Source organism: Alteromonas sp. M12 (assembly GCF_037478005.1).
GTDB lineage: Bacteria > Pseudomonadota > Gammaproteobacteria > Enterobacterales > Alteromonadaceae > Aliiglaciecola > Aliiglaciecola lipolytica_A.
Map to the genome: position 1 here is coordinate 1,439,049 of NZ_CP144164.1, position 20,061 is coordinate 1,459,109.

General features: G+C 40.8%; 16 protein-coding genes and 1 other RNA gene. 14 read left to right on the forward strand and 3 right to left on the reverse strand.

Going from position 1 to position 20,061, the window contains the following annotated elements:
* Positions 1 to 25 precede the first annotated feature (25 nt).
* The 8 genes from VUI23_RS06145 (at position 26) to maiA (ending at position 9,472) form a co-directional block, all read left to right on the forward strand.
* On the forward strand, positions 26 to 1,459 hold the full coding sequence (locus tag VUI23_RS06145; RefSeq protein ID WP_342807328.1) for a YcjX family protein: 1,434 nt from the start codon (positions 26 to 28) through the stop codon (positions 1,457 to 1,459).
* 4 nt (positions 1,460 to 1,463) lie between these two features.
* Positions 1,464 to 2,516 (forward strand): TIGR01620 family protein, encoded by a 1,053-nt coding sequence (locus VUI23_RS06150; protein WP_342807330.1) that lies wholly within the window; start codon positions 1,464 to 1,466, stop codon positions 2,514 to 2,516.
* A 213-nt stretch (positions 2,517 to 2,729) separates the two neighbouring features.
* The gene (phhA, locus tag VUI23_RS06155; RefSeq protein WP_303499452.1) at positions 2,730 to 3,530 is read left to right on the forward strand and encodes a phenylalanine 4-monooxygenase; all 801 of its coding nucleotides are present in this window, start codon (positions 2,730 to 2,732) and stop codon (positions 3,528 to 3,530) included.
* Positions 3,531 to 3,734: 204 nt separating this feature from the next.
* Positions 3,735 to 5,291, forward strand: a complete 1,557-nt coding sequence (tyrR, locus tag VUI23_RS06160; RefSeq protein WP_216050107.1) for a transcriptional regulator TyrR — start codon at positions 3,735 to 3,737, stop codon at positions 5,289 to 5,291.
* A 206-nt stretch (positions 5,292 to 5,497) separates the two neighbouring features.
* Complete coding sequence (gene hppD, locus VUI23_RS06165; protein WP_216050108.1) at positions 5,498 to 6,595, forward strand: 4-hydroxyphenylpyruvate dioxygenase; 1,098 nt, start codon at positions 5,498 to 5,500, stop codon at positions 6,593 to 6,595.
* Complete coding sequence (locus VUI23_RS06170; protein ID WP_342807332.1) at positions 6,588 to 7,730, forward strand: homogentisate 1,2-dioxygenase; 1,143 nt, start codon at positions 6,588 to 6,590, stop codon at positions 7,728 to 7,730. Before hppD ends, VUI23_RS06170 begins: the two co-directional genes overlap by 8 nt.
* Positions 7,731 to 7,749: 19 nt before the next feature.
* Complete coding sequence (locus VUI23_RS06175) at positions 7,750 to 8,769, forward strand: fumarylacetoacetate hydrolase family protein (protein WP_342807334.1); 1,020 nt, start codon at positions 7,750 to 7,752, stop codon at positions 8,767 to 8,769.
* Between the two features lie 49 nt (positions 8,770 to 8,818).
* Complete coding sequence (maiA, locus tag VUI23_RS06180) at positions 8,819 to 9,472, forward strand: maleylacetoacetate isomerase (protein WP_216050111.1); 654 nt, start codon at positions 8,819 to 8,821, stop codon at positions 9,470 to 9,472.
* 7 nt (positions 9,473 to 9,479) lie between these two features.
* On the opposite strand, the gene VUI23_RS06185 is transcribed toward maiA, so the two are convergent.
* Positions 9,480 to 9,947, reverse strand: coding sequence for an Lrp/AsnC family transcriptional regulator (locus VUI23_RS06185; protein ID WP_216050112.1), 468 nt, complete (start codon positions 9,945 to 9,947; stop codon positions 9,480 to 9,482).
* 222 nt (positions 9,948 to 10,169) lie between these two features.
* Here VUI23_RS06185 and VUI23_RS06190 point away from each other — a divergent pair, with 222 nt between their 5' ends.
* On the forward strand, positions 10,170 to 11,222 hold the full coding sequence (locus VUI23_RS06190) for a Glu/Leu/Phe/Val dehydrogenase dimerization domain-containing protein (protein WP_216050113.1): 1,053 nt from the start codon (positions 10,170 to 10,172) through the stop codon (positions 11,220 to 11,222).
* A gap of 176 nt (positions 11,223 to 11,398) precedes the next feature.
* Positions 11,399 to 11,495, forward strand: an RNA gene (gene ffs, locus VUI23_RS06195) — signal recognition particle sRNA small type.
* A gap of 40 nt (positions 11,496 to 11,535) precedes the next feature.
* Here ffs and VUI23_RS06200 read toward each other — a convergent pair.
* A complete protein-coding gene (locus VUI23_RS06200) occupies positions 11,536 to 11,808 on the reverse strand; it encodes a late competence development ComFB family protein (protein WP_216050114.1) in 273 nt (90 codons plus the stop codon).
* A gap of 655 nt (positions 11,809 to 12,463) precedes the next feature.
* Between VUI23_RS06200 and VUI23_RS06205 the strand changes: the two genes are divergently transcribed.
* The 4 genes from VUI23_RS06205 to VUI23_RS06220 all read left to right on the forward strand — a co-directional run bounded on the left by VUI23_RS06205 (position 12,464) and on the right by VUI23_RS06220 (position 18,337).
* Positions 12,464 to 15,124 (forward strand): TonB-dependent receptor, encoded by a 2,661-nt coding sequence (locus VUI23_RS06205; RefSeq protein ID WP_342807336.1) that lies wholly within the window; start codon positions 12,464 to 12,466, stop codon positions 15,122 to 15,124.
* 96 nt (positions 15,125 to 15,220) lie between these two features.
* Positions 15,221 to 16,126, forward strand: a complete 906-nt coding sequence (locus VUI23_RS06210) for a class I SAM-dependent methyltransferase (protein WP_216050116.1) — start codon at positions 15,221 to 15,223, stop codon at positions 16,124 to 16,126.
* A complete protein-coding gene (locus tag VUI23_RS06215; protein WP_342807338.1) occupies positions 16,107 to 17,126 on the forward strand; it encodes a sulfotransferase in 1,020 nt (339 codons plus the stop codon). The genes VUI23_RS06210 and VUI23_RS06215 overlap by 20 nt, the downstream gene beginning before the upstream one ends.
* A 47-nt stretch (positions 17,127 to 17,173) precedes the next feature.
* On the forward strand, positions 17,174 to 18,337 hold the full coding sequence (locus VUI23_RS06220) for an aspartyl/asparaginyl beta-hydroxylase domain-containing protein (protein ID WP_342807340.1): 1,164 nt from the start codon (positions 17,174 to 17,176) through the stop codon (positions 18,335 to 18,337).
* Here the strand turns inward: VUI23_RS06220 and VUI23_RS06225 are convergent.
* Positions 18,334 to 20,007: a sulfotransferase gene (locus tag VUI23_RS06225; protein ID WP_342807342.1), complete on the reverse strand. Its 1,674-nt coding sequence runs from the start codon at positions 20,005 to 20,007 to the stop codon at positions 18,334 to 18,336. The two genes, VUI23_RS06220 and VUI23_RS06225, sit on opposite strands and share 4 nt — an antisense overlap.
* Between the last annotated feature and the right edge of the window lie 54 nt (positions 20,008 to 20,061).

The window sequence follows — 20,061 nt, forward strand, 5'->3', positions numbered from 1 at the left end:
TTCTGTCATCTCAGGAGTCATTTGATTGCTATCTAAAATAACCCAAAACTCTTCAGTGCAACGTTTTCAAGATCAAGCCAAAGTGTTGGGGAACCGGCTGATGGATCATCACGTGAGTCTAGCGGTGACGGGCCTGAGTAAAAGTGGTAAAACCGCGTTTATCACTTCTTTGGTAAATCAATTACTGAATGCTCGAGAGTCATCTGATTTGCCGTTTTTCTCGGTGGTATCTGAGAATCGACTAATTGGTGTTAAGCGCGACGTTCAGCCAGATGTAACCGTTGCCCGTTTCGCCTATGAACAGGGGCTAGAAAGCCTAAACAGTGAACCACCAAAGTGGCCAGAATCTACCAATGGAGTGTCTCAGGTGCGGTTGCTAATTAAATATCGCAATCAGTCACGACTGCGCAGATTAGTATCCGAATACAGTACCTTAACATTGGATATTACTGACTATCCCGGAGAATGGCTTCTCGATTTACCGTTATTAGAATTGGATTATGTGCAGTGGTGCCAGAATTTTTGGGACGACTTGCACGATCCAACTAAGAGTTCACTGGCTGAGGATTTTAAATCTGAATTGAATAACTTAGATTTGACTGGGACTGCAGATGAGATGCAAATTCAACATATTTCCAACCTGTTTACCCAGTTTCTTCATGAGTGTAAGGCTCAAGGTTATCAACTTATTCAACCTGGTCGTTTTGTGCTACCGGGCGAGTTAGTGGGGGCGCCTGTGTTGCAGTTCTTTCCGTTAAATCCAGCGCAACTGAAGTTAGCGTCTGACAATCAAGCTAACGGTGAAAACTCTGAATTATTGGATTTGCTGAGCAGCCGTTTTGAACAATATCAGAATAAAGTCATTCGACCGTTTTACAAAAAGCATTTTAAACGTTTTGATCGACAAATTATTTTGGTCGATTGTTTATCTGCTTTGAATATGGGAGCCCATAGTTTTAATGATTTACGCAAAGCCATCAATTGGTTATTAGGCAGTTTTCACTATGGTACCAGTAATATTTTACAACGAATATTCTCACCTAACATCGACAAACTGATGTTTGCTGCGAGTAAATCAGACCATATAACCCCAGAGCAACAACCTAATTTGGTGATGCTTTTAGAATCAATGATCCATGAGGCTAGACAGCATATTCAATATGAAGGAGTCGCAACCGAATCCACTGCTTTTAGCGCCATACGTGCCTCACAAGTAGGCAGTAGCATACTAAATGGAGAGGCTGTTCAAGTGCTTAAAGGCACCACTATTGAAGGCAAAGCAATTACTTTGTTTCCAGGAGAAGTGCCTAAAGAATGCCCTGCACAGTCATTTTGGCAGCATCAAGGTTTTGCTTTTCCGAATTTTCGTCCGATGCCAAAAGGCGACAACAAAAGTGCCTTTCCACATATACGGTTAGACCATGTATTGGAATTTGTGTTAGGTGACAAACTGGAGTGAAGTTATGAGTCAATCAGAACAACCTGCTAAGGACAGTATTCAATCTAGTTTAATACTGACAGAAGAGCAAAATGACGGGGCAGAGCAAGCAACAGTTGAGTCGTCCCATAAAATTAAGCCTGCCACTCTTTTGCAAGCTGATGTGGTTTGGGAGCAAAGCAGCCCCGAAACAGAGCAAACCGATGATTTTGATGATCCTCAAAACCTAAAAACAGCAAAGAGTTCTAAATTATTCTGGTTACTGCTGTTGGCCTTAGGGCTTGGCTGCGCCGAACTCGCTTTGTTCATTCGCGAAGTTTATTTAACTGAAGATTTTTTGTCGGCTATTTGGCTTATTTTGTTTTCGTTGATTGTAGTGATGGCAGCAAAAGAGTTATTTTCCCAATGGCGCGGACTGGCGCACCTCAAACGGCATGATGAATTTAAACAACAAGCACTGCAATTGCTCGCGGCACCAACCATAGGACAGTCAGAAGGATTTTGTGAAAAGCTGATCGCGAATTTGCCTGCAAATGAATATGAAGCGGAAATTGGTCAATGGAAAAGTACCGTACAGGCACATCATGTTGATAGTGAAGTTTTGCAGTTATTTGATCAAAAAGTGCTCCAAAAAGTAGACCAAAAAGCCTTAGCTTGCGTGACTAAACATGCTTCTGCTTCGGCCGCTATGATTGCCGTGAGTCCCTTTGCGTTATTAGACATGGCAGTGGTTTTGTGGCGCAATTTAGTCATGCTTAAACAAGTGAGCCAATGTTACGGGATTCAGTTGGGATACTGGGGACGAATTAGTTTGGTTAAACGAGTGTTTAAATCAATGCTAATCGCTGGCGCTGCGGAGATTATAAGTGACGCAGGAAATTATGCACTTGGCGCTGGGGTAACGGGGAAACTATCATCAAGAGTCGCTCAAGGTTTAGGCGCGGGCGTGTTAACCACACGAATTGGAATAAAGGCAATGCATGCATGTCGTCCCTTGCCTTGGATTGCAAGTAAACCTCCTGGGTTGTCAAAACTTACCCAACAATTACTTGCTGACTTGAAAAAGGTAACATCATAAGTTTTTGTATTTAATGGAAAACTCTGTTCTTATGTAAAATTAATGTTACATTTTTTGAAAAACTCTATATACCTCGACTTCTGTTCCTTTAATCTTAATTAAGTAGACTTAAAGACATTGAGATTTAGCAAATTGCACGTTTTTCTTTCATCTAGATTGAAAGAAAAACGAACAGAATAAGACTTTTGCAAGATGGGAAGTCGAGGAATACAAATGCCAAAAACAACTAAATATTCTTCTCGAAGTATGGATCAAAATGGCCTTGTTGACTGGTCACAAAGTGAGAATTTGGTTTGGAGAGACTTATACCAACGACAGATTGCGATTATTCAAAATAGGGCATGTGATGAGTTTATGCAAGGACTTAGTTTACTCGACTTGCCTACCGATAGAGTTCCGCAATTAGGCGAAGTGAATCAGGTTCTAGCAGCCACCACAGGTTGGCAGGTGGAACAGGTTCCGTCACTGATTAACTTTGATGCGTTTTTCACTTTATTAGCCAATAAAAAGTTTCCGGTCGCCACATTTATTCGCAATCGTGAGGATTTTGATTATCTTCAGGAACCGGATATTTTTCACGAAATATTTGGCCATTGCCCATTATTAACCAATCCATCTTTTGCACATTTCACCCATACATATGGAAAGTTGGGGTTGGCAGCGAATAAACAGGATAGAGCATACTTAGCTAGATTATATTGGTTCACCGTTGAGTTTGGTTTGTTGCACACAGCAGACGGGACGCGAATTTATGGGGGAGGGATTTTATCTTCACCTGGTGAAACAATTTATGCCTTAGAAAGTGAGAAACCAATAAGACAAGAGATGGTGCCACTAGAGGCACTGCGCACTCCCTATCGCATTGACATCATGCAACCGGTTTATTTCACATTAAATCACTTTGATCAATTGTTTGAATTAACCCAGCTCGATATTATGGCATTGGTGAATACGGCGAAAAAATTAGGTTTGAAAGCGCCGCTTTTTGAAAGCAAAGATAAGTTAGTTAGTTAACTCTCGAATAGTTTTAGATATACACCTAAGAATTGTTCGATTGGTTGATAATGATACTTTCTATTAAAAATAACGCTTCATGTTAAAACTGGAGCGTTTTTCACCTTTTGTCTTAAATTTAGGTTACCCACCTCACTGAATTTGAAGACAACCCCAATAATTTGTAATAATATCTTTACACCTTTTATTATGGATCGTGACCCCATGCGATTGGAAATTATTTGTCAGGACAGATTGGGCATAGCGCAAGATGTATTAGACATATTAGTTAATTACGAAATTGATTTACGTGGCATTGAAATTGATATTGCGGGAAAAATTTTCTTAAACTTCCCGAATATTAAGTTTGAGGATTTTCAGCAGTTTATGCCAGAAATCCGGCGTATTAAAGGCATTGAAGACGTTAAAACAACGCCTTTCATGCCAATAGAAAGGGAGCAAAATCAGCTTCGCGCATTGCTGCAAACTCTACCCGATCCCATATTTTCTTTAGATACTAGAGGGCGTATTTTGCTGGTTAACGAAGCCGTAACCGCAAGTGTCGAACAAAGCTCTGAAAGTTTGTTGGGTGAAGAGATTGGCGAATTTGTGCGTGGTTTTACTTTTCAAAAATGGTTTGAAGGGAATCCTGCTACCGCACAGACCCAGAAAGTTAGTTTTTTAGAACAAGATTTTTTAGCTGATATATTGCCTGTCATGATACCGGATGCTGGTGGCTCGTCTATTTTAGCCGGCGCTTTGCTAATGCTTAAATCTGAATTTAGATTGGAGCAACAACTTACCGTATTCCACCAAATCAGCAATGATAGTTTCGCCTCTGTGCAGGCCAGCAGCAATGTAATGAAAAAGGTCGTCAAAGAAGCCACTCGGATGGCCGAATTAGATGGGCCTATTTTGATTTTCGGCGAAACAGGAACGGGCAAAGAAATGCTAGCAAGAGCCTGCCATGAGGCAAGTCGTCGAGCCAGTGGGCAATTTCTGCCGCTCAATTGTGCATCATTACCGGATAATGTGGCTGAAACAGAGTTATTTGGCTATGCCCCAGGAGAATTTGGTCAAACCGAAGGTAAAGCGGGGATTTTGGAACAAGCCAAAGGTGGAACTCTTTTCTTAGATGAAGTGGGGGATATGTCAGATCACTTACAGTCTAAGTTACTGCGAGTACTGCAAAATGGAACATTTCGCAGGGTTGGAGATAGCAACGAGGTGACAGTTGACGTCAGAATCGTTTGTACAACTCAAAAAGATTTGGCTAAGTTAGTTGAAGAAGGGCAGTTTAGAGAAGACCTCTATTATCGTCTCAATGTGTTGAGTTTAACCGTGCCTTCGTTGCGTGAACGAAAATCCGATATCATTCCCTTAGCTGATCGCTTCATTAAGCAACATTGCATGAAATTGGGTCGTCGAGCGCCTAAATTAAGTAAGTCATGTGTCGATTATTTACAATCTTACTCTTGGCCAGGTAACGTTAGGCAACTTGAAAACGCCCTTTATCGCGCATTGTCTTTGCTGGAAGGTAATGAAATGTGCAAGGAGCATATTCAACTGCCGAGCAGTTCAACAAACCTAAACTTTATCCCTGAAGAGTTCGAAGGCTCGTTGGAAGAAGAAGTGAAGCGATACGAGAAAAGCTTGTTACGACGGCTCTATCCATTTTATCCCAGCACTCGTCAACTTGCTAAAAAGTTAGGTTTGAGCCATACCGCAATTGCAAACAAATTACGCGAATATGGCATCAATAAGAAGACTGTAAAAATTTAGGTACAGTTATTTTTGTACTGTTCATTTTTGTTGACATAAAAAGCCGCTTTTTAGCGGCTTTTTAATGCCTGCAGGTAAATGTAAAAATTACGTTACAAATTTTGAGGTTTTCAGTAAAAAACTATTGTAAAGCAGACACTTCTGTTCTGCTAAATAATAGGCTTAAGTATAGACATCTACTTGTTTAACTTTTGCGAGAAATACCTATGACAACAGACATTCATTATAACCCTTTGCATTGTGACGGCTTCGAATTTGTGGAATACACCGCAGCTGATGATAAGGGCATTCAGGATCTTAAAGATTTATTCCTATCGCTGGGTTTTGCAGAAGTTGCACAGCATCGTTCCAAACGTGTTTGGTTGTTCAAACAAGGTGATATCAATTTTATTGTCAATGCAGAGCCCGCGTCGCAAGCAGAGGAATTTGCTCGGTTACGTGGTCCTAGTGTTTGTGGCATGGCATTTCGCGTCAAAGATGCAGGCAAAGCATTGCAGCATGCCGTGAAAAATGGTGCTAAGCAATTTGTTGGTAATTTGGGGGCAATGGAATTAAATATCCCTGCAGTTTATGGGATTGGCGAAAGTACTCTGTACTTTGTCGATCGCTACGGTGATGAGTCAATTTATAACATTGATTTCAAGTTCTATCCGGATTGGCAAGAGCGTATGCAAAGTGCCAATGCTGGTTTAGCTGTACTTGACCATCTTACCCATAACGTTAAACGCGGGAATATGGCGGTTTGGGCGAATTTTTATGAGCGTATAGGTAACTTTAGAGAAATTCGTTATTTTGATATTGAAGGCAAATTGACCGGATTAGTCAGCAAAGCCATGACGTCTCCTTGCGGCAAAATACGTATCCCTATTAACGAATCATCAGATGATAAATCTCAAATTGAAGAGTTCATCCGCGAATACAATGGTGAAGGGATCCAGCATATCGCTTTGTCTACCGAAGATATTTATGAAACCGTGCGAACCTTGAAAGCCCGCGGTCTTAAATTTATGGATACTCCTGATACCTATTATGAGAATGTAAATAACAGAGTAGAGGGGCACGGTGAAGATCTCGCGACCTTGCAAGAGCTGAAAATACTGATCGATGGTGCGCCAATGAAAGATGGGATTTTGTTACAGATTTTTACTGACACTGTGATTGGTCCCGTATTTTTTGAAATCATTCAACGCAAAGGTAATGAAGGTTTCGGGGAAGGCAATTTCAAAGCTTTGTTTGAATCAATTGAACAAGATCAAATTAGACGAGGTGTGATCGAAAATAACGGTGAAAAATCTGATGCGTAAATGGATTCATTTTCCTCGGCAAGAGGGAACTTGCTCGCGCCAAGCCCATGCTGATTTTCCCGAACAAGCTATTTTTGAACGGGAAATTGGCCGCAACGGATTTTTTGGACCAGCCACACATTTGCATCACACCCATGCACCGACCGGTTGGATTGAATGGCAAGGTCCATTGCGGCCAAGGGCGTTTGATTTAAATTTGTTGCAACACAAAAATGTTGAGATGAACGGAAATTCTCCGTGGAGCGCTGCTGAAATATTATTCAATGCCCATTGTCGATATCGTATGTGGCATTGTCACACAGCAATGCAAAAATTAGCCAGAAATGCCGACGGTGATGAATTGTTATTTATTCATCAAGGAGCAGGGCAATTATATTGTGATTATGGACATTTGAGTATAACTCAGGGCGATTACGTGGTCATTCCTCGTGCAACTTTGTGGCGTATTGAACCTGATTCAGATATGCAGATTCTGATGATTGAAGCGACCAACGATAGCTATCAATTGCCTGAAAAAGGCTTGGTTGGTCCCCATGCTATTTTTGACGCTGGGATGTTAGATGTCCCTGCGATAAACCAAAAATTCAAAGCGCAATACAGCGAACAAAGATGGCAAGTGGAAATAAAGCGCCACAATCAAATATCCGAAGTGACTTACCCATTTAACCCCCTCGATGCGGTAGGCTGGCACGGTGATTTGAGCGTAGTGCGCATTAACTGGCGAGATATTCGACCATTAATGAGCCATCGATATCATTTACCGCCTTCGGCCCACACCACCTTTGTTGCAAGTAGGTTTGTTATTTGTACCTTCGTTCCAAGACCAATAGAAAGTGATCCAGGTGCATTGAAAGTGCCGTTCTACCATAACAATGACGACTACGATGAAGTCTTGTTTTATCACCAAGGTGACTTTTTCTCCCGTGACAATATCGAAAAAGGTATGGTGACTTTTCACCCTGCTGGTTTTACTCACGGACCGCATCCCAAAGCATTTGCTGCTGGCAAAGCGCATAAAAAAACCTTCACTGATGAAGTGGCTGTGATGTTAGATACGAGGGACGCTTTGGAAGTTTCGGAAATATCTTCATTGGTTGAAAACCCCGACTATGTAAATAGTTGGCAAGTGAAATAATTATTTAAAAAGGATTGCCATGAAATTAGCAAGTTATAAAAATGCCAGCCGCGACGGTCAACTAGTGGTGGTAAATAAAACGCTAACCCAATGTGTTTTAGTGACTGAAATTGCTAGCACTATGCAACAGGCATTGGATGATTGGGCGCAGACAAGCCCTAAACTCGAATCAGTATATCAACAATTAAATGCCTCAAAGCTCACAGATACCTTGCCCTTTGACAGTAAAAAATGTGAGTCTCCTCTTCCTAGAGCTTACCAATGGGCAGATGGAAGCGCTTATGTTAATCATGTGGAGTTAGTTCGAAAAGCCAGAGGTGCTGAGATTCCAGAGAGTTTTTGGAATGATCCGCTAATGTATCAAGGTGGCTCTGACGACTTTATTGGCCCAACCGACGATGTTCCATTACCCAGTGATAAATGGGGAATAGACTTTGAAGCTGAGGTGGCAATAGTCACTGATGATGTGCCCATGGGAACACTTCCTGAAAACGCGGGGCAACATATTAAATTAATTATGTTAGTTAATGATGTTTCTCTGCGTGGGTTAATTCCTGGCGAGTTAGCCAAAGGTTTTGGCTTCTTTCAATCCAAACCTGCTTCTGCTTTTTCGCCTGTGGCCGTTACGCCTGATGAATTGGCTGATAAATGGGTTGATAATAAAGTACATTTGCCACTGATCTCTGAATATAACCACGAACTATTTGGCTGCCCTCAAGCCGGTGTTGATATGACTTTCGACTTTTCCCAGTTAGTTGCCCATGCAGCCAAAAGTCGTAATTTGAGTGCTGGGACTATAATTGGTTCGGGCACAGTCTCTAACAAGCAAGGCACCGAATACGGGACTAGCATTGCTGAAGGTGGTGTGGGCTATTCTTGTATTGCAGAAGTGCGGATGATCGAAACCATTCGAGATGGCGAGCCTAGCACTGAATTTATGAAGTTTGGTGATCACATCAAAATTGAAATGAAAGACGAGCATGGAAACAATATATTCGGCAGCATCGAACAACAAATTGTTGAGGCTGAGTTATGTTAATACCTGAATCTATGACATTTGCATATATCGTTGCTTCGAGGAGAAACAAGTGAGTTTATATTTACATGGTTATTGGCGTTCATCTGCTTCATATAGAGCTCGAATTGCACTTAATATAAAACAACTAGAATATACTTATGTGCCGGTTAACTTAGCAAAAGATGGTGGTTCGCAATTTAGTGAGCAATACACAGCTCTCAATCCAGCCCAGTTGGTTCCAACTTTTGTAGACGACGATGAAGATATTTTTCTCAATCAATCGATGGCGATTATTGAATATATCGATGAACGTTATGAAGAGCCGGTAAAATTAGTACCTATTCATCGTTTAGACAGGGCGAGAGTGCGCGCATTTGCTCAGGATATTGCTTGTGATGTGCAACCGGTTACTAACCTGCGAATATTGCGCCACCTGAAAACAACTTTTCAAGCTAATGATAAAGACACGGCAAAATGGTGTAAACATTGGATTGAAACGGGTTTCAAAGGAATTGAAAAAAGACTGACGAATACCGTTGCTGATTATTGTTTTGGATTCGATCTGAGCATGGCTGATGTATTTTTAATTCCTCAGGTTTACAACGCTGAACGATATGGTGTAGACATGAATCAGTTCCCTTTGATTCAGCGTGTCGCTAACAATTGTAACCAACTACAGGCATTTATCGATGCCAAACCTGAAAACCAGGTTGATGCTATGTAAGTTGAACTTATATGTTTTTAATTGGTAGCTCTGTGGTGTTCTTAACCTGTTTGAGGGCAAACGTAGAGCTAAGATGATCAACTAAAGGCAAGTTAGTGAGCTTACTTTTGAGTAAATGTTCATATTCTTCAATACTCTCAACAATGACTTTTAATAAATAATCTTTGTCACCACTGGTGGTGTGACATTCAACAATTTCATCGATGCTTTGCACTGAAGCTTCAAATTCGTTGAGGGACTCACCATCGTGATTTTTCAAGGTCACATAAATAAATACGGATACCCCAAGGTTGAGTTTTTTGTTATCTAAGATAGTAACTTTCTGCTTGATAATACCATCGGCTTCCATGCGTTTTACGCGACGCCAACAAGGCGTGTGAGACAGGCCTACTTTTTGGCTCAATTCGGCCATAGATACAGTGGCGTCTTTTTGTAAAACTCGTAGAATTTCACGGTCAAATTTATCAAACTTCATAAGGTGGTCTTGTCAAAAGTGGATTATTTTATTTAATAGTGGAGCATGCGCAAAATCTCTATCTTTTTCAAGAGAAGATACTAGGATAATTATCCTAAATGTTGGAATCCAATCGTTACAGGATTGCGTCTTTTCTGTCAGTGTAAAAATCTTAGCAAAACATATCCTCAGCACGTTGCGCTACTATACTGAAAAATAACAATCTATTTATAGGGTTTCACAATGTCAGTGTTCGATCACTTAGAATTTGATGGCCATGAACAAGTGGCGTTTTTTAAAGACAAAAAAACCGGTTTGCAGGCAATTATTGCGGTGCATAATACAAACCTTGGTCCGTCTCTAGGTGGTTGCAGAATGTGGCCTTATGCAAGCAGTGAAGAAGCACTCAATGATGTACTGAGATTATCAAAAGGGATGACCTATAAGGCAGCCATGGCGCAATTAAAGTTGGGCGGTGGCAAAGCGGTCATCATAGGTGATCCCCGAAAACAAAAAAGTCCCGAGCTGATGGCGGCTATGGGAACCTTTGTTGAGCAAATGGGCGGACGTTACATCACTGCTGAAGATTCTGGTATTGCGGTATCTGACATTAAGATCATGGCTGAAAATACGGCTCATGTGTCTGGAATTCAAGCAAAGTACCGTGTTGACGGTGGTGAAGCCGATGGTAACCCAGCGCCTTCTACAGCTTACGGTGTGTTTAAAGGTTTGGAAGCGTCAGTTAAATATGCGTTAGGTTCGGATTTAAAAGGGGTAAAAGTAGCAGTTCAGGGGATGGGACATGTGGGTTTTCGTTTAGCTGAGCATCTATATCAGCATGGCGCAGAACTCTATGTGACGGATATCTATCCTGATAATGTTAATTTGGCCGTTGAAAAGTTTGCAGCAACAGCGGTTAGTCCGGATGACATTTTTGATCTTGATGTGGATGTTTATGCGCCTTGTGCCATGGGAGCATCTGTCAATCAACAAACCTTGAACAGAATAAAAGCGAAAGTCATTGCTGGTGCGGCAAATAATCAATTGGCGCGGGAGTCGATGGGGGAGCTATTGCGTGAAAAAGGCGTGCTCTATGCCCCTGATTACGTTATTAATGCTGGTGGTGTTATCGACATTTACCACCAACGTATGCTCAGCACTGCAGAAGCGATGCGCAGCCACATTGAAGGTATAGCTGATACGTTAACGCAAATATATGAACGCGCGGAAGCAGAACAGCAACCAACCAATGTGATTTCTAATCGGATGGCTGAAGAACGCTTTCTATCAGAATAATCAATTACACAGTGCGCAATGTGGCTTTTGCTAAGTTATAGGATGAAAATTCAGCAACTAGTTGTAAGTAGATGAATTCAACCTTGCATATTAATACGGCTTTGGTCATAATGCGCGCCGATTCAATGACTCTTAGTTCTTATTAAGGTTACTGAATTCGAGTTTCTATGGTGGCCTTTTGGTCCTTCCGCAATGATACTCTGTGAAATCGGTCAGGCCCGGAAGGGAGCAGCCGTAGCAGACGACTCATGTGCCGGAATGTGGCTGAGGGGCCGCCACCCAACTTTCCCCCTTCTTTTATTTAGTCCAAGCATTAAGACTTTTCTGGTTTAGGATTATCTAAGTAGCTCATTGCTTTAGATACCGCATTAACTACATTCATTTCCATTTGCTGACGTTCATTTTGTGGAAGATAAAAAGACATGTCTACGTCGAAACGTATGTATCTTGGTGGAAGTTGATTCAGCGCTAGGCAACATAAGTCAGCTATATAGTCTGAGGATTTGTTGGACGTTAGATCCATTGATTCGATTCTTTCTAAAATAAGATGTTCATAATAATTATGGATGTCATCATCTAGTTTCATTATTGCTTGTTCTCACCTAAATATCCTATGAAGCTCTAGCTTAGTTGAATCAATTAATATTACCAACCGCTTTTCTTCTAACACAGTGGTGTGAACAAATAATAATCAATATCAATAATCAGCCTGTCCAAATCAGTAAAAAATAAATTTTGATGAGCAAACCTGCTGTTAACACGCTTTTAACACCCGTTTAATCTTATACAAATAAGGGGCGATTAATAATATCTGAGTATTGAAATTGACCTATTTCAAATTAAAAAACACTTAAAAAAGCCCCGCTTGCAAAATCTGGAAGTAAAATTATTTTATATAATATCAAGGGTTTACGTTGTTCAGTTGTCGGCTTTTACTATTGGGGTGGTGGCTTGGTTATATAGGTAGGTACTTAATAAATTGAATAGAATTCTATTTGAAATACTTGGTTGTTATTAAATCAAGTAAATATTTTCAAATTAACCACTATTGAAAGCGTAAACTTTTAGTTACTTATTCCCTTATGAAATATATTGAACTTTTATGTAATAGGCTAATACAACGAGTTGACCACAGCACTACGATGTGTTTATTATTCAGTGCGAGGTTCACTACCTTACTAATAAAAAGTCGCATAAGCGACAAAACTAACACTATTTAATAGTGGTCCAGGGAGACATACATGTATACAAATTCAAAGTTAGCGAAGTCAATTCGCATGGCTCTAGCTGTCGGTGCTGCTTCAACAGCAGTATTGGCTCCTGCAACAGCTGTTGCTCAAGATTCAGCTGGCGTAGAGAAAATCTCTGTAACCGGTTCTCGTATCCAACGTACCGACCTTGAAGGTGCATCACCTGTTATTTCTATCAGCGCTGCTGATATTAAAATGGAAGGTGACTTCTCAGTTGCTGACGCACTTCGTAGCAGTTCTTTGAACTCGTTCGGTTCTTTCTCAGAGCGTTCTGGTAGCTCTGCGCAATCACAAGCAACAATTAACCTTCGTGGTGCTGGTTCTCGACGTACTCTAGTTCTATTAAACGGCCGTCGTTTCCCAGGTTCACCTACGTTAGGTGGTGCTTCTGCTAACCTTAACGCAATTCCTTTTGCTGCTGTTGAGCGTATCGATATCATGACTGAAGGTGCTTCAGCGGTATACGGTTCTGACGCAATGGCTGGTGTTGTAAACGTTATCTTGAAAGATGACTATGAAGGTTTGACTTTCTCTGGTGGTTTAGGTCACCGTGATAACGACGAAGGCACAACTTCTAAAGAATTCTCAATCGTAGGCGGTGTGTCTAACGATAAAGGTAACATCACATTTGCTTTCGATCACCAAGAGCGTAAAGGTATCTCTGACGGTGCTCGTGATTATACTAAAGCAAAAGCATCTGACCTAAACGGCGACGGTGTAATTCAGTATGAAGAGACAAGCGGTTATTCTTTCTACGGTGCTAACTTAGTTTCACCAGATGGCAGCCAAATGCAAGCGTCTCTTATCTGTGATGACCTAATCTCCGAATATGGCGATGCGTTTATCAAAGCAAACGCTGACCAAGCATATAGCCCAGGTTCAACTGGTTGTTTCTATGGTTATGCTAACGTTTCTTTCAACACAGCATCTGTTGACCGTAATACAGTATACGTAAACGCTAACTATGAAGTTGCTGAAGACATTGAATGGTTCGGTCAAGCAATGTTTGTACAAAACAGTTCTTTCGGACGTTATGCTCCTCCAGCTGCTCCTTGGAATGGCGTACCTGCTGATAGCCCTCATAACCCTTACGGCGAAGAAGTATTCGGTTATTTCCGTTGGGTTGATATCGGTACTCGTGACGGTAACGTTGATGACTACAACCAAGATTATACTACTGGTCTTCGTGGTAACCTTGATTGGAATGACGCATCTTGGGAAGTTTACTTCCACAATAACGTTGCTGACAACAAATCTGTTGGTGAGTACTACTTAAGCTACGGCGGTCTAGCTTACAATGAAGCTAACGATATCGACCTAGGTTCTGAAGAAGGTGTTGCAAACATGAAAGCAACTACTTTGCAAAACTCTAAGTCAACGTTTAACCAATGGTATGCTGGTATCGGCTTTGATATGTTCGAACTAAATGGTGGCGCTGTAGCTCACTATTTTGGTGCTGAATATATGGAACAAACTTATGCAGATATTTACGACGGTCAGTCTGAAGCTGGTCTAATCGGTGGTTCTGCTGGTAACAGTGCTCAAGGTGAGCGTGATATCACTTCTTTGTTCTATGAGTCAATTTTACCAGTAACTGACGAAGTGGAAGTTAACTTCGCTGTTCGTTACGATGATTACTCAGATTTTGGTGATAACGTTTCTCCTTCTGTTAAAGCTCGTTGGGAAGTAGCAGATGGCGTTGTACTTCGTGCATCTTATTCTGAATCTTTCCGTGCTCCTGGCTTGGATGAATTGAATGCTGCTACAACATTTAGTGCTGAAGCTGCAACCGATTACCGTCAATGTGAAGCTAACGGCATAGAAGCTGTTAACTGTAACGAAGGTCAATTCGATACTTACTACAAATCAAACTCTTCGCTAGGTGCTGAAGAATCTGATTATGTGAACCTTGGTGTAGTTTGGGATGTAACTGATGAATTTGCTGTTAAAGTAGATTACTTCAAGCTATCTATCGATAACGTTATCCAAACTAAAACTGTTGATAGTCTTTTACTTGATGAAGCGGCTGGTTTGATTACAGCTAAATCACCTGGCGACGACGTTGATAGCGACACATTCTACTTAGTTCGTGTTGACGGCGCAGATGGCGGTCGTTTGCTAGAAGCTGGTACTGGTTATTTCAACGGAACTGGTTTTGAAATTGAAGGTGTTGATTTAACTTTCACTGGTATGTTTGAAACTGAATTCGGTGATTTCCGCTTCAACAACGTTAACAGCTTTATCTTGACCTATGAAGAAGAGTTGGGTGGCGTTACTGTTGATACTGCGGGTTGGTCTGGACAACCAGAGTTCAAATCTGTAGCTACAGTTTCTTGGTCTATTGGCGATCATTCTCTAGCTTGGAATGCTACTTACACTGACAGTACTACTGAAGCAGAAGTTTTATCTGACCCAGATGACGATGTTACTACTGACAACAGTGTATGGTTAACTTCAGGTAAGCTTGATAGCTGGTTAATCCACAACGTAACTTACACGTATAACGCTGGTGAGTATGGTGCGATTACCCTAACTGTTAACAACTTGACTGACGAAGATCCAGTGTTGTCTTCTGCAGGTACTTGGGATGACCAAGACTTGTATAACAACTTTGGTCGTGACTACCGTATAAACTATACAATTAGCTTCTAATTCGATAGTTTCTAATACGCTAGAAACCAAGTGTTAAAATTGAAAAGGCCGATTTTTATCGGCCTTTTTTATTGAAAATTTATAGTGAGGTAACCTTTGAGTAGTTATTGGAGCCAATATTGGCAACAAGGCCATATGACGTCTTTTGGCAATGATTTTTCTGACAATTATACAGGTGCACTAAAATCCCTTTGGGAAGAGGTGTTCAAAGCAGTAGCACACAACAACAAGGTTTTGGATATAGGTACGGGTAATGGTTCTATTATTGCTCTAGGTATCCAAATTAATCCTAATTTATATTTTACTGGTTTGGACAGCGCTAAATTATCTCTACCTGAGATTTTTCAGAACTTAGACAAGGTAGACTTCATTGAAGAAGCTTCAGCTGAAGATATGCCCTTGCAAGACCAGAGTTACGATTGTGTGGTATCTCAATTCGGGATTGAATATTCTAGTTTACCGAAAAGTTTGTCTGAGGTATCAAGGGTAATCAAACCCGCAGGGCAATTTCACTTTGTTGTACATGAATGTGATTCGACTATCGTTAAGCCAAATATACACATTCTTAATGCCGGCAAAGCGCTTTTAAATAGTGAGGTTATTGATAGTCTTAGAAAACTCTTTAATGGACTTGCGAAGTATGGACAACAATCTGCAATTACCGATCAGCTAAGACAAAAATTAAATTCTGATATTGCGAGTATTGCAGCAAAACATGCTTCTGGCTTGCACGGTACAAACTTTCCCGTTTTCCTAAAGCATGTGATGAATCCCAATTTTGAGTTGAAACAACGTAAAAGTGATTTGAAGATATTTTTAAATGAATTAGACGGTCAAATTGTCAGGCTTTCCGATCTTGTTGAAGCTGCAATGAACGAAACAAAACATCTTCAATTAACTACACTGCTAAAAGAATATGGTCTGGATTTACTGAATGACGAACACATTTTTGAGAATGGTAAAATGATAGGGCGATATATAAGTGGCACTAAAGCAAACTAATAAACTTATTGAACCCATTATTATTTTGTCGGCGCCTCGAGCTGGCAGCACTTTATTATTTGAAACTTTGGCTAAGCATCCCGATCTTTGGACTGTTGGAGGAGAGAGTCATCAAATTATCGAACATATACCAGCGCTGAGTACGGTTGCTAGAGGATATGTATCGAATAGACTAGATAGTGATGATGCGGATGATGATACGATTCAAACCCTACAAACAAGGTTTTACCAAGCAGCAAGAAAAGCAAATGGACAGACTAACGCAGGTTCTGAGCAGCAAATTCGCTTACTTGAAAAAACCCCAAAAAATGCGCTGCGTATTCCGTTTTTACTTTCGGTATTCCCTGATGCTAAATTCATTTATCTAGTAAGAGATCCGCGTGAAAATATTAGTAGCATCATGGATGGCTGGCGCTCCGGTCGATTTGTGACCTATCCCGAGATTACAGCTACGGATTCTAGATGGTCATTTTTGTTGCCCGATGGTTGGCAAGATTATAAAGCAGCCAGTAAAGCCGAAGTAGCGCGGTTTCAGTGGCAAGCCGCTAATGATGCCATCCTCAACAATTTATTGCAGCTACCAACAAATCAGTTTGAAGTCGTGTCCTATCAAGATTTAGTTACACAGCCAATGGAAGTAATTGCTAGATTGACCGAATTTTCTCATTTATCACCGTTTTCCCAAAGTTTGCAACGCTTACCTTTATCTCGTTACACATTATCGCCGCCTAACAAAAATAAGTGGAAGCGCAATCAAATTGAAGTCCAACAGCAATTACCACATCTACAGAATACATTGACTAAAATTAACAGCTTGCTGAAATGCAGGGGATTAAGTCAACTTGATCTAATTGATACGAATTTTGATGCTGTTGTAGTCCAAAGACCGAGCGCAGCAATACAAAACAGTCCAGAATTCCCCAAAGTATCTCGCAATGCTTTGTGCCCTTGTGGTTCAGGGAAAAGATATAAGCAATGTCACGGTATTATTGTAAAATAAACCGTCAGCTAGCTAAGCAGTAAGATAACACTAATGGAAAGACAGCTTTGAAACTTAAACACGAATTCATTCAGCTTCCTTTGCACTTTGACGAAAAGCGTTTACAAACGGAAATCAATCAGCTTGATCGCAGTTTGTGGGCGCCTCATCACGAAGGGTTTAAAGGTAACCTCTCTATCCCTCTAGTGTCGTTGAACGGTCAGTTTAATAATCTGTTTAAGGGACCTATGGCCGCTACGTCTGTATTGGCTGAGACTCCTTATTTAAAGCAGGTTATCGCCAGTTTTGGAGAAGTGATAGGTCGCTCGCGTCTGATGGGGTTGGAAAGTGGTTGCGAAGTGCCTTTACATTCAGATATTAACTACCATTGGTATAAACGCGTCCGTATTCACATTCCCATTGTGACTGATCCTAATGTGGTCTTTTATTGCGGTGATAAACAAGTGCATATGAAAGCCGGCGAAGCGTGGATTTTTGATTCGTGGAAGTACCACAGAGTTGATAATCAAAGTGACTTATTTAGGGTACATCTTGTTATTGATATCTGTGGTTCGAGTAATTTTTGGAATATGGTTGAAAATGGTCATGTACCCTGGCTGAATGATGCTTTTACCCAAGAGCAGATTAAGCATGTGGCATTTAATCCGCACAGTGACGGGAATTTTAGAAGCGAACGTTTTAACACGCCATTAGTCCTTTCTCCCGGTGAAATGGAAGGCTTGGCTAATGATCTTATTTCAGATTTGCGCTGTGTGGAAACTAATCCCCGTCAGCAACGAGATGAGATGATTCATAAAGTCCAAGCATTTTGCTATCAATGGCGAGAACTGTGGGGCCTGTATGGTTTGACAGAACAAGGCTGGCCTTCATATCACAAATTACGTCAGCAGGCCTATGAAGGTGTTATGCATCTTGAAAGCAGCTTAGAGCTTAGTAACGGCACTCAGGCGACGCGCATGTTTTTGCATTGTATGATTGATCCGGCGTTAAATGTGGAAGTAAAAGACAGTTATCTAGGCAGCCCAGCCGATGACAATCCCAACATAAATGTTGGCCAAAATACGTCACAACAGGGCAGACCTGCAGAGGCTTCTGCTCACAATGAAAATAAAAAAAATGACCTTCCTGAAAAATCAAAGTTAGGTAGGAATGATATCTGTCATTGCGGCTCTGGGCGCAAATTCAAACACTGCCACGGTAAACTTACTTAGCCTTTAATGTGATTATCTGTGCTCAAGTGCTTGATTACTTTGGCAGTATTCTTTCTCAACGTTGATTGAATGAGTGCTTTCAACGAGTCCATTTGTTGTTTAAATTGCGGTAAATATTGAGCATAAACATCAGCACTTCCAAGGGCGTTTTTATGAATTGGTTGGCGAACTTGGCTAGCGCTTGGCGTTAACACTGGCTTATCCGATTTGAAAAATTCAAAACATGCATTCTCTACTGGCAAACCACAGAATTCGAGCAGTTCAGTAATATTCTTTTGCGGCTCGGATACCAACTTAGCGTAATCTAAATGATATATTTTTTCGGGGAATTGCTTAGACCAATGTCCCATTATCTTGACGTACCCAGATACATAACTTTCAATTGCTGCTAAATTGAAACTGAAGTCATTTCCATGGCTAAAATGCTGACGGTAGACGCTCATCGCATTATCGAAAGGATCTCGAATTAAATTGATGATTTTTGCATTTGGAAACAAAGCTAAAATTAAGGCAATGTGTAAATAGTTAGTGGGATTTTTATCAATAATGTACGGATGTTCTTCAGTTAAATAAGCTTTAGCTTGCTTTAGGTAAAATCCAGAATAGCGTAAACGTTGCTCATCCGTCATGTTCAACAGGCTTTGTGAATAGCCTTGTTTGCGACTCAGTTGCATGGCGATTCTTTCAATGTAGGGGAGTTCATCGGTTGCCGCTACTTGAGAATGGCTAGCCAAAATTTGTTCCGTTAAAGTCGTACCAGAGCGAGGCATACCGACTATAAAAATGGGAGTCACAGACTCTCTAGTTAACGGCTCTATATTTTGTGATACCGGAGTATAGTGACTCAATTCGTTTATTAACTGGAGGTAGCCATGTTGTTTAAAAGGACGTAGTTGCGACAGTTTAGCGTTGGCGGCTGTCATAAACTGTAAAGCTTGTGAGTACGACTTCTGTTGGGCCATAGCATGACTTAACGCAAACTCGATTAATTCTGGCTTATTTTCTGGCTGTCCTTGTGCGATTTTTGCCAGCTTGTCCTGCATATCCTCAATTTCTTGTGACCTGAAAACATAATTTTTAAGGTCCGCTAAACCCCAATAACCATAGCCACTGTTAGCTGGATCTTGGTTAATAAACTTTCGATAATATTCAGCTGCTTTTGGGGTGTCACCAAAGGCTTTGTAATTATGCCCAAGATTTAGCAGTAATAGTGGATCTGCAAAATTGTTTTGCTCGCAAACTAAAGCAAGCTCAATAGCAGCTTGTATCTGTCCTATTTTACTTAAGCATAAACTCTGATTGTATTTGATTTTCATATCTTGTGGATGCAACGCAATGAGTTTATCCAGGACTTTATTCAGTAAAAAATACAACTCCAACTTATTTAAGTGCCCAGCCAAAGTCATTAATTGGCGTTCACTTAAATCACGTTCATCCACTAACCCTATTAGCAGATCCAAAGCAGTGTCAAATTGGCCTTCTGCAGCCTCAATTTGATATCTGATTATCAATGCATCTGTTTGTTTTGGCTCTTTACGCAAAATCTTATTCACTGCTAACCGGCTCGAAGTAAGTTTGCCGTTGGCTAATAATTGCTGTGCGTCATGTAATAGTTGTAGGGTTCTTTGCGACAAAATAGACTCTGGATTTAATCTTGGGTTGGATTTCATTAAATGGTATCTTACCTTGATTCGCAACTCGGTTGATAGCCACTTGTAACCTGA

Bases quoted from the DNA above. Each gene is read 5' to 3' on its own strand.
- VUI23_RS06150 (WP_342807330.1), top strand. From the start codon at position 1,464: ATGAGTCAATCAGAACAACCTGCTAAGGACAGTATTCAATCTAGTTTA.
- phhA (WP_303499452.1), top strand. From the start codon at position 2,730: ATGCCAAAAACAACTAAATATTCTTCTCGAAGTATGGATCAAAATGGC.
- tyrR (WP_216050107.1), top strand. From the start codon at position 3,735: ATGCGATTGGAAATTATTTGTCAGGACAGATTGGGCATAGCGCAAGAT.
- hppD (WP_216050108.1), top strand. From the start codon at position 5,498: ATGACAACAGACATTCATTATAACCCTTTGCATTGTGACGGCTTCGAA.
- VUI23_RS06170 (WP_342807332.1), top strand. From the start codon at position 6,588: ATGCGTAAATGGATTCATTTTCCTCGGCAAGAGGGAACTTGCTCGCGC.
- VUI23_RS06175 (WP_342807334.1), top strand. From the start codon at position 7,750: ATGAAATTAGCAAGTTATAAAAATGCCAGCCGCGACGGTCAACTAGTG.
- VUI23_RS06185 (WP_216050112.1), bottom strand. From the start codon at position 9,947: ATGAAGTTTGATAAATTTGACCGTGAAATTCTACGAGTTTTACAAAAA.
- VUI23_RS06190 (WP_216050113.1), top strand. From the start codon at position 10,170: ATGTCAGTGTTCGATCACTTAGAATTTGATGGCCATGAACAAGTGGCG.
- VUI23_RS06200 (WP_216050114.1), bottom strand. From the start codon at position 11,808: ATGAAACTAGATGATGACATCCATAATTATTATGAACATCTTATTTTA.
- VUI23_RS06205 (WP_342807336.1), top strand. From the start codon at position 12,464: ATGTATACAAATTCAAAGTTAGCGAAGTCAATTCGCATGGCTCTAGCT.
- VUI23_RS06225 (WP_342807342.1), bottom strand. From the start codon at position 20,007: ATGAAATCCAACCCAAGATTAAATCCAGAGTCTATTTTGTCGCAAAGA.